The organism is Spirosoma sp. 209, from assembly GCF_002006735.1.
GTDB classification, from domain to species: domain Bacteria; phylum Bacteroidota; class Bacteroidia; order Cytophagales; family Spirosomataceae; genus Spirosoma; species Spirosoma sordidisoli.
In genome coordinates this window covers 438605-453611 of the sequence record NZ_MVEC01000006.1, presented here as the reverse complement: position 1 = coordinate 453611, position 15007 = coordinate 438605, and the positions used below count along the sequence as shown (strand labels likewise).

Annotated in this window: 12 protein-coding genes; 6 read left to right on the top strand and 6 right to left on the bottom strand. The window is 55.9% G+C overall.

Annotated elements, in window-relative coordinates:
- Nucleotides 1-65: 65 nt before the first annotated feature.
- The 3 genes from B1C80_RS12925 to coaE form a co-directional block, all read right to left on the bottom strand.
- A complete protein-coding gene (locus tag B1C80_RS12925; protein ID WP_077921541.1) occupies nucleotides 66-638 on the bottom strand; it encodes a DUF4136 domain-containing protein in 573 nt (190 codons plus the stop codon).
- Nucleotides 639-732: 94 nt separating this feature from the next.
- Nucleotides 733-2394, bottom strand: coding sequence for an amidase (locus tag B1C80_RS12920; RefSeq protein WP_077921539.1), 1662 nt, complete (start codon nucleotides 2392-2394; stop codon nucleotides 733-735).
- Nucleotides 2395-2504: 110 nt separating this feature from the next.
- A complete protein-coding gene (gene coaE, locus B1C80_RS12915; RefSeq protein WP_077921537.1) occupies nucleotides 2505-3113 on the bottom strand; it encodes a dephospho-CoA kinase in 609 nt (202 codons plus the stop codon).
- A gap of 543 nt (nucleotides 3114-3656) precedes the next feature.
- Between coaE and B1C80_RS12910 the strand changes: the two genes are divergently transcribed.
- The 4 genes from B1C80_RS12910 (at nucleotide 3657) to B1C80_RS12900 (ending at nucleotide 8364) form a co-directional block, all read left to right on the top strand.
- Nucleotides 3657-5648, top strand: a complete 1992-nt coding sequence (locus B1C80_RS12910; RefSeq protein ID WP_077921536.1) for a prenyltransferase/squalene oxidase repeat-containing protein — start codon at nucleotides 3657-3659, stop codon at nucleotides 5646-5648.
- Nucleotides 5561-6775 (top strand): hypothetical protein, encoded by a 1215-nt coding sequence (locus tag B1C80_RS12905; RefSeq protein WP_077921535.1) that lies wholly within the window; start codon nucleotides 5561-5563, stop codon nucleotides 6773-6775. The genes B1C80_RS12910 and B1C80_RS12905 overlap by 88 nt, the downstream gene beginning before the upstream one ends.
- Before the next feature lie 81 nt (nucleotides 6776-6856).
- Nucleotides 6857-7027 carry a hypothetical protein gene (locus tag B1C80_RS28410; protein WP_161492758.1) on the top strand — a complete coding sequence of 57 codons (171 nt, stop codon included), beginning with the start codon at nucleotides 6857-6859 and terminating at the stop codon, nucleotides 7025-7027.
- Nucleotides 7028-7134: 107 nt separating this feature from the next.
- Nucleotides 7135-8364, top strand: coding sequence for a carboxypeptidase-like regulatory domain-containing protein (locus B1C80_RS12900; protein WP_077921534.1), 1230 nt, complete (start codon nucleotides 7135-7137; stop codon nucleotides 8362-8364).
- Nucleotides 8365-9041: 677 nt separating this feature from the next.
- On the opposite strand, the gene B1C80_RS12895 is transcribed toward B1C80_RS12900, so the two are convergent.
- A complete protein-coding gene (locus B1C80_RS12895) occupies nucleotides 9042-9923 on the bottom strand; it encodes a follicular epithelium yolk protein subunit (protein WP_201723565.1) in 882 nt (293 codons plus the stop codon).
- Between the two features lie 278 nt (nucleotides 9924-10201).
- On the opposite strand from B1C80_RS12895, the gene B1C80_RS12890 reads away from it, so the two are divergent.
- Nucleotides 10202-11242: a sugar phosphate isomerase/epimerase gene (locus B1C80_RS12890; protein ID WP_077921533.1), complete on the top strand. Its 1041-nt coding sequence runs from the start codon at nucleotides 10202-10204 to the stop codon at nucleotides 11240-11242.
- 13 nt (nucleotides 11243-11255) lie between these two features.
- Here the strand turns inward: B1C80_RS12890 and B1C80_RS12885 are convergent, their stop codons facing one another.
- Both B1C80_RS12885 and B1C80_RS12880 read right to left on the bottom strand, forming a co-directional pair.
- On the bottom strand, nucleotides 11256-12605 hold the full coding sequence (locus B1C80_RS12885) for a sorbosone dehydrogenase family protein (RefSeq protein WP_077921532.1): 1350 nt from the start codon (nucleotides 12603-12605) through the stop codon (nucleotides 11256-11258).
- Nucleotides 12606-12950: 345 nt separating this feature from the next.
- Nucleotides 12951-14093 carry a glycoside hydrolase family 18 protein gene (locus B1C80_RS12880; protein ID WP_077921531.1) on the bottom strand — a complete coding sequence of 381 codons (1143 nt, stop codon included), beginning with the start codon at nucleotides 14091-14093 and terminating at the stop codon, nucleotides 12951-12953.
- Between the two features lie 293 nt (nucleotides 14094-14386).
- On the opposite strand from B1C80_RS12880, the gene B1C80_RS12875 reads away from it, so the two are divergent.
- Entirely contained in the window at nucleotides 14387-14995 is a 609-nt protein-coding gene (locus B1C80_RS12875; protein WP_077921530.1) for an NAD(P)H-dependent oxidoreductase, read from the top strand.
- The last annotated feature ends 12 nt before the right edge of the window (nucleotides 14996-15007 follow it).

Here is a 15007-nt window from a genome sequence, read left to right as displayed (position 1 = left end):
CTTTTGTCGGCGGCAACGGCTTTTGAGACTACTTACTATATGGTTGGTAACGTCTTTAGCGAAGGTTAACTTTTCCGCTCCGGGAATTTCTCGGCGATACGTTCGACTTCTTTGGTCAGCTGAGCCGCAATCCGGGCGGGGTCGCCAATGGCGTTCTGCACCGACCCGCGCCACACCAGCTGTCGGGTTCGGGTGTCGACCATGTCGACCACGACCGTACCGGCCTGGTACTGCTCCTGGGTATACTGCTGACCGCCCCAGCCCCACCAGCCAGGTCCCCAGCCGCCATAGCCCCAGCGGCCCCAACCCAGATAGGGGCCGTAGAACGGCGACGTGGGAGCCGCCACGGTGCGGGTTTTATCTTCTACGAAAAAATGGTAGCCAACCAGCAGGTCGGGACGGGAACGAACCGGTTTCAGGCCTTTCTCCGACAGCACCCGGCTCAGGGTGTTCTCGACACTCTCGGTGGCCAGCTGGTTGTAATAAAGGGGGTTTTCGCCTGCTTTGATGTCTGAATCCATCCAGGCATAGGTTCGATATTTACTGAAATTTACGCGGCTGTTGCTATCTACCGTTACCCGGGGGGCGCAGCCGATCATAGCCGTCAGCAGGACGGCTACCAGCATGATTCGCTTCATAACGTTGTGTTGTTTACATTTCTCTACTAAACTAGTAGGAATATAAAAAGTTTCGTAGAGACGCGATCGGACCGGCGCCCCGGCCCTCGCGTCTCTACAGGAACGGGTGTTTTTTGTGCCAGGCGGTGGCGTCCTGGTAGGCTTTGGCAACGGCCAGCAGCTTGCCTTCTTCGTACAACTGGCCCATAAAGGTGATGCTGGTTGGCAGGTTCTGTTTGGTGAACCCGTTGGGAAGTACCACACACGGATGGCCCGTCAGGTTGGTCAGTGTCAGGTTGCCGCCTGCGTAGGTGGGCGCTATGTACACGTCGACCCGGGCGTTTTTGAGAACGCTGGCCATATCGTTGATGAGTTTGGTACGAGCCCGGTTGGCCTGTATGTACTCGACCGCCGGAATGAACCGCGACGACCGGAACTCGTTAGGCCAGGCGTTTTTAACCTGCCGGACCATCTGGTCATCACGACCCGAACGCGTCAGCTCATCGAAGGCCGCGGCTGCCTCTGCGCCCAGTACAAACGAAATCCGGCCGGGGGGCACGTCGTCGGGCAGATCGATAGGAACCAGCTCTGCCTTCAGCTGACGCAGGGTCGCCAGCGTGAGCGAGTCGTTGGCGCGGTTGGGGTAGTTGCTGGCAAAGGCTTTACGCACGTAGCCGATCCGAACGCCCTGTAGCGAGGCCAGGGGCGCATAGCGGAACGGAGCCGTCACCACGGTCGGGTCGTTGGCGTCGGGGCCGTAGATGGCGTTGAACACCAGCGCGCAGTCTTCAACCGTTCGGGCAATGGGACCGATCTTGTCCATGCTCCAGCTCAGTGCCATGGCTCCGTACCGACTAACCCGGCCAAACGTTGGGCGCAGGCCCGTTGTCCCGCAGACCGTGGAAGGCGACACGATGGAACCCAGCGTTTCGGTGCCGATCGCGAAGGGGAACAAACCCGCCGATACCGAGGACGCCGACCCCGCCGACGAACCACTCGACCCCGTTTCCGGCTTCCACGGATTGCGCGACATACCACCGAACCAGACGTCGCCCCAGGCCAGTTCACCCACGGCCATCTTGGCGCAGAGAACGGCACCTGCTTCTTCGAGCTTCCGGATTACCGTAGCGTCGGTGTTGATGGTCTGGTCTTTATACGGTACCGAGCCCCAGGTCGTTTTATACCCCCGTTTGGCGAGCAGATCTTTTACCCCGTACGGAATACCGTGTAGCGGCCCCCGAAACCGGTTGCGCCGAATCTCCTCATCGGCCCGACGGGCCTGCTGAAGGGCCAGGTCTTCGGTGATGGTGATGGCGCAGAACAGCGTTGGGTTGTATTTTTTGAGCCGCTCAATGAAAAAGGTGGTCATCTCGACCGACGTCATCTGCCTGGTCCGCAGCAGGTAGCCCAACTGGCCGATGGTATAGTAGGGGAGATCGTTACGGTTCAGTGTAAGCTTACCGGCGGGCGATGCACTGAACGACGACGGACCGGTGGGTAGTTTGAAGCCCGTTGGCTGGGGGTTGAAATACAGCGCCGGTGCTACCTCATTGGGCAGATCAACCTTGCGGAGCGCGTCATAATCGGCACGCTGGTCGTTGAGGTTAGCCAGCATGGAGTCGCGCTCCGCTGCCGTGAAATCGAGGCCAAACAGCCGGCTGGCTATGTCGGCCATCTCAGCGGTGATCGGTTTTCGGGGTTCATCGGGGGCCATCACGAAGGCGCCCAGCAGGAAGCTGCCCGCGCAGGCAGCGGCAATACGTAGCGTTTGTTTCATCAGTGTACCGGTAGGCTGGTGTATAATGCGGTGTTGTCTGGTTGGGGTAGACGATCTGTTTAAGCCGGAAGGCAGGGGGCAATATTCCTCAACTTACGCCGGCAAAGTGGTTAAACCGCTGATTGGGCCGAAAAAACCGCGTGTAACGACAGAATCTGGGGGAGCAGTAACCGGCTCTCGTCGTTATCGAGTACATAGTCGGCCAGTTGTCGCCGTTCGTCGTCGCTGATCTGCCGACGGATGATGTGCTGAATCTCGTCGTCGGAGCGGTGCGGGTCGCGCTGGCGGACCCGCTCGATCCGTACGGCTACCGGAGCCTGGACCACAATTACCTTATCGAGCGAATTACCATCGCCCGCGGCCCGCATCAGGGCGGCTTCCTTGATCACGTACGGCTGGCTGGCGTGCTGACCAACCCAGGCCACCGTATCGGACAGCACCCGCGGGTGAATGACGGCGTTCAACTGAGCCAGCCGCGCCGGATCGGCAAACACCTGCGTGGCCACCCAGGCCCGATTGTAACGCCCCTGTGTGTCGTAAGCCAGCGGGCCCAGCACCCGACTGATATCGGCTTTCAGGATGGGATCGTGTTCGGTAAGCCATTTGGCCCGTTCGTCGGCTTCGTATACCGGAACACCCAGGGCTTTGAATACCCGACAAACCATACTCTTGCCGGAGCCAATGCCGCCGGTTACGCCAATCTGAAGAGGGTGTTTCATAAGCCTGAGACCTGTTTTCGGTGGCTAAATGGCGCAAAATTGAGTATTCCGATCGGAAAAACGCATCGGTCTTGCGGTTGAATTCGTCGGCGTGGTCGATGAATGGCTGAAAAGATGAGTACCCATGAAAGTGCCTGGCTTTCTTTTTGCGCACCCATAGGTGACTATCCGTTCAATAAATTACCGGTTACAAATGATATATAAAAACATATATTTAACATCTCAGGATCTGATGATACTCTTCGAGAAATTAAATTTAGATAACTAATTTCTGGAGTGAGTGTCTAGTAAGGATGTAGAAGTTGGCTTGTTTTTTCATAAAGGCGTAATTGGTTGGTCTTTCAGTAGATTAGGGAGTAATACGTAAGCGTATCGGTAGTAATTGAGAATATAAGGTGTTCTTGGAAATACGATAATTGCCAAGTATTTTACCTAACACTCTTTAGATACGCCGAATGTAGTATTTATTTAGGCGGCTGGGTCGATATAGATTCATTTAGTAACTTGTGGTTAGTATTACGTTGCATCTTAACTGATTAGGTAATGAGGAAAAACTTTACCGAACGCATTGAGGCACTACCCGTTGATACACGTACCAAAGCCCTTCTGTCTAGGGAGAAAACTCAGCAGAAGCACATTTTTTACTTAAATCTAATCGATTACCTGCTCCCGCTTTTCGAACGTATTGCCAACGAACAGAAAGAGCAGGTTTCTTTTGCGGGTTATCTATATTTCCGCTTCCTGCTGGAGTTTGATGATATAATCGATACATCGGCCCATAAGGATAAACTGGCACAGCTTACTCAGCTCAAGTATACGTTCGAGCTTCATGAAGCGGCCATCCGTGAACTGGCTGCGCTGTTTCCAACGAGTTCGCCGTTCTGGCCACAGTTCGCTGGGTACAAACATGAATACGAGCAAGCGGTACTGGCCGAAAAACAGGTTTCTCACACCCGACAGCCTTTTTCCGAACAGACCTATGAGCAGCTGGCTGCTGGTAAGTCGGCTGTCTGTTACGCTGCGCTACTGGCTTTATCGACCCTGAACGGCGGCCAGGCTGGTAGCGGACCCCTCGAAACGTGCCTGCGCCACATTCATATTGCCTTTCAGTACCTGGACGATATTTCCGACTTCAAAACCGACATGGAGCAACAGCAGTGGACCTTCGCCCAGCAGTTGGTTCATGAGCGGCTGGCCGGTAGGCCAGGGACCAGCTCCGACCACAATGTGCTGCATAAACAGTTGTATCTGTCGGGGGTGGCCAGCGACCTGATTGGTAAAGCCATGGCTCACTACCAGGCCGCTATCGGGATTGCCGATCGGCTTCAGCTTATCGATTTGTCGGCCTATCTGCATAAACAAAGGAGCCTGGCCCGACTCTTCGGTGACGAAGTGCGTCTGCTGGTTCAGAAAGCCCGGCTGAAAGCGACTCAGAGTCACTTCCGTCGGCCGCGTTCCGGGGCGGATGAGTCAATACAGGCGGCCCTGGGTTATCTGATGGCGAACCGAACCAACACCGGCTGGACAGATTTTATGACCAGTGCAGGAGCGGGGGATACGTGGATCTCTGCTTATGTCGCCTTCATGCTGGCCGACTGTGGTATTGATTCCCCGTTGTTAGATAAGACCCTCCGACATCTATCGACAACGGGTTCTTTTAACGATACCATCCTGCAGGATGGCGATTCTACGAATTTTCTGGTGGGTTTACACCAGCGATTGACCGGAATGGTACCGGCCGAACTCCGACAAAACTGGCTGGCGTTCACCAGCGAGCGGGGTGGCTGGACCACCTATCTCGATGAAATACAACTCCGGCAGCGCCTGGATCTGGATGCGCAGACAAGTGTGGCGGGTTGGTTTGCTGATCATGATTGCGTAACAGCCGCAGCGGCCTATATCCTGTCCGATCTGCCCGACCTGCCAGCGGTATACAACGCAACCTGCCGGTACCTGGCTACGCGGCTGGCCAGCACGGGCCTGCAAGCCTATTGGTGGACCAGTAACGTGTATGCACTCTCATTTTCGGCGCTGGCTTTCGCCGGGTCCGGGGCTTACCGGTCGTACGGTTGTCAGGTAGCACAACAAATTGCCCGGCAGCAGGAGTCCGATGGGTACTGGAACAACCCTGCCGATGGGCAACCCAACGCTTTTTATACCGCTATTGCCCTCAAAGCCCTGCTGGCTACCGATCCACTTGCCTACCGGGCCAGCATAGACGGGGCCGCACAGTGGCTGATGAACAACCAGATGGCCGATGGCAGCTGGCAAACGGGACGAATTTTACGAATACCCGCTACGAACGTACGCGATCCGGCCACGGTGTCGCACTGGCGCCACAGCTCATTCGGCGTCAACACACTGGTCGACGATCATGCCCGTGTATTTACCACCAGTACTGTACTTAATGCGTTACGCCGTTTTGTGGTCCTCAATACCGAACCATCATGCTCATTACACCCGGAACCAGCATCCATGAATTCGATAAAAGTAACTGGGTTATCCACTCTGCCGAAGGGCGTAACTTCCTCGTAAACGAAGCCACCTTCAGGCTATATAACATCCTGGCTACTGCGCCCGGTCTGAGCGAGGCTAAACAGGCTTTTGACGACCAGTTTGGGCTTAACCTGGACCTGGAGCAGTTTAAAGCGGTGCTGGCCAAATCGCTGGGCGGGTACAATGTGCTGGTCAACGACGAGGTGCCCACCAGGCCGGTTCTGACCGGTAATTACCTGAAGCTGAAAGTAGAGTTTATGCCTGCCTGGCTGGTGCATGCGCTGTCGAAGCCGTTTCAGTGGCTATACGACCCTGCCGTGTTCTGGATCGCTTTTCTGATCTGTGCCTCGGTGGTGCCGGTTGTTTATCTGGTGGCGGCTCCGGATCATGTGCTGGCCAAAACCAATTACGGATTGTATCTGGGGCTGCTCTATGCCACCATGATCGTTCATGAGCTGGGCCACATTGGCGCCTGTGCCCGTTGTGGTCTGAAACATGGGGGGGTAGGATTCGGGTTTTACTTTATCATGCCGGTTATGTATGCCGACATAACAGAGATCTGGCTGGCCAACCGATCCCGGCGGATCATTGCCAATCTGGCGGGGGTGTTCAACGAAGTACTCTATGCCTCGATCCTGGCCCTGGTTTATTGGCTAACGGGAAACGAAACCTATCTGGCCGTGGCGCTGACGGTGGTGACTATGGTTGCCTGGCAGTTCAATCCCTTTGTTCGGTTCGATGGCTACTGGGTGCTGTCTGACCTGACCAATACCCCCAACCTGCTGCAAAAAGCCAATGACACGTTTCAGCGCGGTACCCGATGGCCGGCCCTGAAAGCGTTTGTGACGCGTCCGCTGCTAACCCTGCGGCAGACGCCCCTGCGGCACACGGGCCTGTTTGCCTATGCCTTGCTCAATACGCTGCTCTGGGGAAGTATCATGCTCTATACGTTCATCGTACATCGGGAAACGGTGCTGCATTTTCCGGCCATCGTCTGGCATCTGTTCAACAAAGCCATGGATGGTCAGCTTGCCTGGACGGATATCAGCCGCAAGTACCTGACCGTACTCCTGTTCTACATCCTGCTCATTCGATTTGCTTTTCTGCGAATCAGACAGCTCAACCTGCGCGATACAATGGTAGTCCGCGCGTTGCGCCTGTCCTGACGAAATCCGGCTGCTGCTCAACGGGGGCAGTAGCAGCCGGCAACCGAACCGCTCCCATAACTCTTTCAATTCCTTGTTCTTATGAAAACTGTTGACCAACTCAATGCCCAGTCAGAAAACGAAATGGTAGTTGCTATGTTTCAGGTTGAAGAGCTGGAAGAGCGGCTCGAAAATGCCTGGTCCCTGTCAGGATCGGTAGAAGATGGTCCTGACGGAACCACCATAAAAGGAACGGCTACCGTTACGTTCTAGGGCATAGATTGGCCCCTGTCCTGCTGCGGTCACTACGGGCAGGGCACATGAATTCGAAAAGAACAGAGGAGCAGCCGTAACTGGCTGCTCCTCTTTGTACCAGAACTATGATGAAACATGCGGTTTATGGCCTGCTGGTGCTGTTGGGTCTGATCAGTACCTCAACAGCCGGACAAACGATCCGGGGAGCGGTGCTGGACCAGAGCAGTCAGCAACCCATTCCTTTTGCCACCCTGTACTGGCCTGCTACCGGGCAGGGTACGCTGAGCAATGAGAACGGCGACTTCGAGCTGCCTGCCGGACCGATACCGGCGCAGCTGATCGTGTCGCACGTCAGTTTCCAGACTGATACCATTACGGTCGCAGCACCGGCTGATCACCAACGTATTCAGCTAAAGCCCGCTGTTCATCAGCTGGCGGCCGTAACCGTAAGCAATGCGGGCTATGTACTGATACGGCAGGCCGTAGCGAAGATACAGGCCAGCCAGCAGCTGGCCTATGGCAAAGCCTTTTATCGGCAACTGACCAGGAATGGCGAACAACCCACCGAAATTCAGGAGGTAATCTACAACGTAAAACTCTCGCCAGTCAAAGTAGAAGGGGTGCAGATTGCCAACGCCCGTTATGCCCGGCTACCCTCCGACGCGCAAAAAATGTATTACCACTTCTCCAACTTTTCGTACCTGATCCTGGGTCAGAAGGCGGTGAGTGAAGGAGCCCCCTCGGCCGGTCGGGTGCTGCTTCCGATGCGGGCCGACGTTGTTGATCTGTACGACGTGCGGGTGGCCGATGTGCTGATTCAGCCCAACGGCGAATCAATTGCGGAACTGGACTGCCAGGTGCGCGAGGGGTACGCCAACCCGGCCTTTAGCGGTAAGGTGTTCATCAACATGACTACCCACGACCTGGTAAAGCTGGAGGGAACGATACCCAACAGCCTGGGCGCGGCCATGAACACCGACAAGGTGCAGACCCGCAACTTTGTATATACGCTAGCGGTCGACTATGTGAAGCGGGAGGGCGGTAACTTCATGAATGCCATCCGGGTAGGGGTAACCTTCGAGCAACTCGTCAAAGCCACCGGCCAGACCCGCACCAACCGTATTCAGGGATTTTTGCTGATGAATGACCTAAGCAATACCGCCACGGTAGCCCGATCGGCTTTTAAACGGGTCGATATTCATGTTGAAGACCTGAAAGCCATTCAACGGGTTACATACAACCCTGCTTTCTGGCGGGCCAACGCAGCTGTGCGCCGTACCCCGCTGGAAGAAAACATCATCAACGCGTTCGAACAACAGGGGGTTATGGGTACAATGACGTTCGACGATCTGTAACCATCAGTGTAGCAGGATGGTGAAGAAAAAACCTGTCTCGTCACCAGCCCGGCCTGCTTACGGATTGTCCCACCAGACACGGCTGGTGCTGATGTCGTCATCCCCCCGTTTGGCGGCTTCGGTATTGTTGGTCTGCTACTCCGTTTCGGGGTACATCAGCCCGAGGGGGCGAATGCCGGTGGCCGCCGGAGCCTGCAACGAATTGGGCACGTTCAGTATACCCGGCCAACGGTAGTCGTTCCAGGCTTCGATACTGCTGATGCTGTTGACTGAGCCTGCTGCTGCCCCTGCTCAAAAATGAACGCTGGCTAATGCTGCTACCGGAGGTCTGGTAGCCTGCCGGCTTAGTGCTTTGCGGAGTACTTGTAACGCAAGGGGCTGAATGTCTTTACCGGAGCTGATCCGGGTTTGGTAAACAGGGTGAGGTAGGGCTATGCCATCAGCCTGACAAACCCGTAAGGAAAAACAGATAGCTGAACTTCTCTTTTACAGGCCGCCCCTGCCATAAGGGCTTTTTATGAGGCCGGATGGCTGGAAACTGGTGGATTAGTGGAAAGGGGGTTCATTACTTACGGTAGACCGGCAACAGAAAAGCGCGTCTGAACAACAGTTCAGACGCGCTGGGTGCTGACCGACTGGTCATGTCTCTCCCAAGGAGAAAGCGCACCGGTGCTGGCTCAGGCAGCTACCAGGTCGGCCGACTGCGTAGTCAGGTCAAGCGTCTCGAGAACATGCTTCGTAGACGGGTCTACCAGCTCAATTTTACCGTTGGTAAAGAAACCGATTTCTATCGTCTCGGTTATCTGGTAGGTAGTCTGCAAATTGGCAGCCTGCATCACGTTGTTGATCGGTAAGGCCCAGAAGTGATGCCCCTTGAAGGTGCCGCCGTAGTTCACGGCCGTAACGCCGGTGAGCGATACCTGATACTGCACCTGCACCTGCATCGACCCTTTACTGGCCGACAGCTGGGCAATGACGCTCTGGCCGGGGTCCAGCTCGACCGTAACGGCCTGCTCGTTGCCCATGGTGGTCGAACTGCTCTCAGAGCCGCCCTGCCCGAACGAAGCATTGAACGAGAACGACGTTTCGCCTTCGGCCTGCGCCCCCAGAATGTTGATCCCGTAGCTGATCGATTGGCCTACTTCAAAGCCGTAGGTGTTCGACCAGTTGGTTTCTACCGTGTCGGTCACCGACTGCGAAACGCCTACCGTAAAGCTACCCCGAACACTACTGTGGTTGCTGAACTCCTGCGTCCCGACAATGACGGGTTGCGAGGTGATGCCCAGTATCTGGGCGTTGAGCACCGACAGCACCGTTTGCACCTGAGGCCATCCGTAGGTGGCATACAGGTCGCCCCAGGGGGTAGGGCTGTGCAGAAAAGCATCGTCGGGAGCCTGGCCAAAATAGGCCGCCACCGCCTGCTTCAACGGTCCGTCGGTAATACCGAACTGAGCCCGTTCGGCATCGGTGATGATGTGCATAATTGTACCCGATGCACTAACCTGTGGGTTTTGGTTTTCCAGCCCCGCTGTAATACCAATGTTAATTCCTGCTGCCATGATTTGGTTAATTAGAGGTTTAAGAAAAATTCAAAAAGTAATATATTATGTACAAATATTAATTATTGTAAACTTGTTGTCAATAAGATCTATTGAACGGATAGATTACTGTTCTGCCATGTATACCCCCGTCGTGGCTGTTCGTGTATTGGGACACATAGGCTGTTCGGACGGCTGTTATTACGCAAGTAAAAGGCTCGGGCGGGGTCGTGAAAGTATGTGCATCATAGGACCGGCCTTTTAGCGGCAAACCGATTACTAAACCAGGAACCCTTATCATGAAAACGCATCAAACACGCCGAGCCTTTCTGGGCACAACTGCCACTCTCGTTTCGGGAGCGGTGATAGGAAGCAGTAAATTGTTCGGAGCCCCTGCCCTCATCCGGAGCCTGGGCGATAAACCTAACTCCATGATGGGTGGGGTGCAGATTGGTGTGATTACTTACTCGTTCCGGGAAATGCCCGATCAGAGCGCCGAGGCTACGCTCAAATACGTACTCGACTCGGGCATCAGCGCTATCGAATTGATGGGCGGCCCGGCCGAGTCGTTCGTCGGCGCGCCGAAAAACTCGGTCGACATGCGATCGGTGTTCCCCCTGATGCGGAAGCGTCGGGAAAACCAGCCCCTTACCGACGACGAGCAGAAAACGCTGTCCGAAGCTGAAACCCAGATGAAGGCCTACCGGGCTGAGATGGCCAAGTGGCGACTGTCGGCACCGATGACCAGGTTTGAGCAGATGCGGAAGATGTACAAACAGGCGGGGGTAACTATTTACGGCTTCAAACCCGATGCCTTCGGTATGCAGAGCAGCGATGGTGAGATCGATTACGGTATGCGGGCGGCCAAAGCACTGGGGGCTAATCAGGTTACCCTCGAACATCCGGCCAACGATGCGCATACCCTCAAGCTGGGGCAGATGGCCCAAAAACATGGAATACGCGTAGGATACCACGGTCACGAGCAGCAAACCCCCACATTCTGGGACACCGCCCTGGCGCAGTCGCCGGGAAATGCGATGAATTTCGACCTGGGTCACTACCTGGCCGCTGGTCAGCCCGACCCGCTGGGCCTGATCCGGCAAAAACACGACCGCATTGCCAGTATGCATATCAAAGACCGGCAAACCCCGGCGCACGGCAAAGGTAATCTGCCCTGGGGTCAGGGCGATACTCCTCTGACCGATGTGCTGAAACTGATGCGCGAACAGAAATACACCTTTCCGGCCACGGTTGAGCTGGAATATCAGATTCCGGCCGGGTCGAACTCGGTGGCGGAGGTGAAAAAATGCGTCGAGTTCTGCCGGAATATCCTGAGCTAGTGCCGGTCTGTTTTCAGGGATAGGTCAGTATACCACCAGCGACGAAGGCGAGGGCGCCCTGCAGCACCAGCGAACGCAGCGGGGCCACCTGCGCTACGGTGACCCGGTGACTGCTGGCGATGATCACATCGCGACTGGATGTAGGCACACAGCCACAGTCCCAGGTAGCGGGGTCGTGCCAGTTGCCGGACTGTACACTCCTGATGGCATCGGTTCCGATCTGGTAGATCGTGCCTGACTGGAACGAAAGTACGTACAACTCCCCATCGGTACCTTCGCCGAACGAAACCAGATCCGCTACGGTAGCCGCCTGGGTCACGTTCTGGTAGGTGCCGGTAGCCGCGTTCCGGCGCAACGTCCAGATGGTTCCCTGCGACCAGTCGCCGTAAACGTACCAGCCGTAGAGCGACGGGTAACGGCTGCCCCGATACACAAAACCACCCGTGATGGACGCGGTCCTGTTGCCGTTGTTGTTGTAGGCGGGGTAATCGAGCAGGGGCGTTACGAACGAAGCCGTATTGGTACAGCCGGTGCTGATGTAGGGATGCGACCCTTCGTAACACCGCCAGCCGTAGTTCTGCGGAGCGGAAGCGCCGGCGGGCATGAAGTTGAGCTCATCCCAGCCGTCCTGCCCCACATCGGCAATCCAGAGGTCGCCGGTGAGCCGGTCGAAGCTCCACCGCCAGGGGTTTCGCAGTCCGAGGGCGTAGAGAGCGTCAGGCACGCCATCGGTCGGGCTGGCGTAGGGGTTGGTGGGCGGAATGGCGTAGGGCGAGCCGCTGTTGACATCGATACGCAGCAGTTTGCCGAAGGGGCTCTGCAGGTTCTGCGCGTAGCCGTTCGGGTCGCCGATCGAGCCCCGGTCGCCCCGCTCCGAATCGCCGGTGGTGATGTAAAGGTAGCCGTCGGGGCCGAAGGCCATTCGCCCGGACCGGTGTCCTTCGCCCGGATAGGGAATGGTCAGGATAATCAGCGCCGATGCCGGATCGGCCCGGTTGGGGTCGGTGGCATGGCGGGTGTAACGGGCCACCACCCCTGCTTTATCGGACTTTCGAAAATACTGGACGTACAGGTACCCGTTACTGGCGTAGTTGGGGTGGAGACACAGGCCGAAAATGCCGTTGTATTCCAGATCCTGCACCAGGTTGCCAATGTCGAGATAGGGGGTTGGGTTCAGGGTGCCGTTGCTGATCAGCCGGACCTGGCCGTTGGCCTGGCCTACCAAAAATGTACTGGCGTTGATAGCGGCCAGATCGACCGGATGAAAAAGGCCCGTAGCGTAGGGTGTAAGCTGAATAACTGGTGTCTGAGCGGCTACCGGCGTCAGCAGAGTCGTTAGCCATAGCAAAACGAGAAAACGCATGGATGGGTAAAACGAAAAACTGCGATTGACAGAGCGGACTGAAAGGAAGCTATTCTATAAGTAAGTACGGTAACGAAGCCTTTCCGTCACCTGAAACCGGCGCAGTCGACAAAGTCAACGCCCGGACAAACCGGTATAAAGAACGAAGACCGCAGCGCGAACATATCCGGCCTCATCTGTTTTGCCCGGTGGTCCAAACGGTTGGTTATGGTGCTTGATCGACCGGAATTAACGCCGACAGCCCGCGCTTTGCCATAAAGCGCGGGCTGTCGGTATAGTGATTGTACGAACGGGCACTACCAGGGCGTAAGGCCCTGTTTGACAGAGGTTTCTGCTGGTTGTTGGCTACTTTGCTTTCCCCATAAACCCGTCGGTGAGGGTATTGAGCAGCTTGTCCTGCTGAAGGTCGTAGAGGTATTCCCAGAACATAACCCCGGCCAGCCCCTTCGTCTTGACGTACTCTATCTTGGGGACAAACGACGCTTCGTCGGCGTAGGAAACAAACTCGTGGGTGGTCGGATTCCAGAGGTAGGGCGCCATGGCCTCTTTGTCCCAGTAGCGAACAAACCCGTTCTTGTTGATGTAATCCGCCACCAGCTTGTCGTAGCTGATAAACGAATGCTTACCGGTTGAGGGCTGGTACAGGCCGTTGTCCTTGTTGACTACGTTGGCCCAGCCCCGCCCGTAGAACGGGATGCCCAGCACAATTTTGCTGGCCGGCACCCCCGCCCGGATGTGACCCTCTACCCCGTCGGCGCTGCTGTTGCGCGACTGGTTCCCTTTTTTCGACTGGTAAAGGTTACTGTGGTGGCCCGTTACTTTGTCATTGCCGTGGTAGATGTCATAGGTCATAATGTTGACGTAGTCGAGGTATTGCTGGGCCTTGCCCAACTCGGTATGGTTTACAAAAGCCGTATCGACGCCGGTAGCAGTAGTCAGCAGGTAGTGGTTCGCGCCCGTGCGCTGATCCCGCTGGCCCTGCTGGTCGAGCCCATCGCGCAGGGCTTTCAGGAGCAGGGTATAGGTTTGTTTATCGTCTGGCCGATAAATGTTGTTGGCCCCAACCTGTGCCGGGTATTCCCAGTCGATGTCGATCCCGTCGAGCTTGTGTTTGCGGAGCAGGGATACGGCACTGTTCGTGAATTTCTGGCGCGCCTGGTCGGTCAGAGCCACATCGGAAAAGTATTTACAACCGCCCCAGCCGCCGATGGAAATCAGAATTTTAAGGTCTTTGTTGATGGCGCGCAGCGAGGTGAGGGCTGCCAGATTAGCCGAGTCGCGGGCGGTCAGGGGGGCCAGTTCGCCGTTCTGGGCCGGTACGGCAAAGGCGTAATTGATGTGGGTCAGTTTGTTCGGGTTGATCTGCTCTTTGGTCCAGCCCTGATCGGTTACATACCCGATGATCACGTATGATTTACCGGACGAAGACTGGGCGTACCCGATGCGGCACAGGACGAGCAGCGCCAGAACAAGAAGCGAGTTTTTCATGGAGGTTTATACGATATGTCGTTTGCGTCCATAAGGTACAAATAGTTTCTAAAAAATTTTAATAATAGCTATTCCGGCGCAGGTTGTTTTCGGCGCTGGCTTTAAATTCCTGAACGGCAGGCTATAATTCACTGGCCAGGAGCCTGGTCCGCGCTTACGTTAGAAACCCGTATCTGCTGAGCGGCTGCTGATCGGGAGAGCCGCCCGGTTGCGCTTGTCGGGCGGGCAGATGAATTATCTGAAGCGGGCTCGGGTTGTGTAGCCAACAGATCCTCTATGTAGCGTTTGACAGTATGGCACGAGTGTTAATCCAGTTTGCCCATCCGGTCCTGAGCAAATCCAGGGTGCATGCCGCCCTGATCCGACATTGTTCCAACCTGAATAATGTCACTATCAATGACCTGTACGAACGATATCCCGACCTGTATATCGACGTGGACCGGGAGCAGCGGCTGCTGCTGAACCACGACATTATTGTTCTCCAGCACCCGTTTTACTGGTACAGCAGCCCGGCCATTATCAAGCAGTGGTTCGACCTGGTGCTGGAACACAACTGGGCTTACGGCTCGCAGGGCCGGGCGCTGGTAGGGAAAAAAATGATGAATGTCATTTCGTGCGGAGGGAGCCGGGAAGCCTACAGCGCTACGGGCTTTAACCGCTATACGATCAACCAGTTGCTGTATCCGTTCGATCAGACGGCCGTTCGCTGTAACATGAGCTACCTGCCGCCCTTCGTCATTCACCAGACGCACCGGATTTCTGACGAGCAGCTGCTGGCCTACAGCGAGGAGTTCCGGCTGATGATCTCGGCCCTGGCCGACGAGCGTATCACGCCCGAGGCCTGCGGACAGGTACAATATATGAATGATCTGCTGGCCGATCTGAGCCGCCAGCCTATATAATACGCCACTCAT

Excerpts from the sequence above, each read along its gene's own strand:
- B1C80_RS12895 (WP_201723565.1), bottom strand. The coding sequence starts at position 9,923 with ATGGCAGCAGGAATTAACATTGGTATTACAGCGGGGCTGGAAAACCAA.
- coaE (WP_077921537.1), bottom strand. The coding sequence starts at position 3,113 with ATGAAACACCCTCTTCAGATTGGCGTAACCGGCGGCATTGGCTCCGGC.
- B1C80_RS12905 (WP_077921535.1), top strand. The coding sequence starts at position 5,561 with ATGCTCATTACACCCGGAACCAGCATCCATGAATTCGATAAAAGTAAC.
- B1C80_RS12880 (WP_077921531.1), bottom strand. The coding sequence starts at position 14,093 with ATGAAAAACTCGCTTCTTGTTCTGGCGCTGCTCGTCCTGTGCCGCATC.
- B1C80_RS12890 (WP_077921533.1), top strand. The coding sequence starts at position 10,202 with ATGAAAACGCATCAAACACGCCGAGCCTTTCTGGGCACAACTGCCACT.
- B1C80_RS28410 (WP_161492758.1), top strand. The coding sequence starts at position 6,857 with ATGAAAACTGTTGACCAACTCAATGCCCAGTCAGAAAACGAAATGGTA.
- B1C80_RS12875 (WP_077921530.1), top strand. The coding sequence starts at position 14,387 with ATGGCACGAGTGTTAATCCAGTTTGCCCATCCGGTCCTGAGCAAATCC.
- B1C80_RS12925 (WP_077921541.1), bottom strand. The coding sequence starts at position 638 with ATGAAGCGAATCATGCTGGTAGCCGTCCTGCTGACGGCTATGATCGGC.
- B1C80_RS12910 (WP_077921536.1), top strand. The coding sequence starts at position 3,657 with ATGAGGAAAAACTTTACCGAACGCATTGAGGCACTACCCGTTGATACA.
- B1C80_RS12885 (WP_077921532.1), bottom strand. The coding sequence starts at position 12,605 with ATGCGTTTTCTCGTTTTGCTATGGCTAACGACTCTGCTGACGCCGGTA.
- B1C80_RS12920 (WP_077921539.1), bottom strand. The coding sequence starts at position 2,394 with ATGAAACAAACGCTACGTATTGCCGCTGCCTGCGCGGGCAGCTTCCTG.
- B1C80_RS12900 (WP_077921534.1), top strand. The coding sequence starts at position 7,135 with ATGATGAAACATGCGGTTTATGGCCTGCTGGTGCTGTTGGGTCTGATC.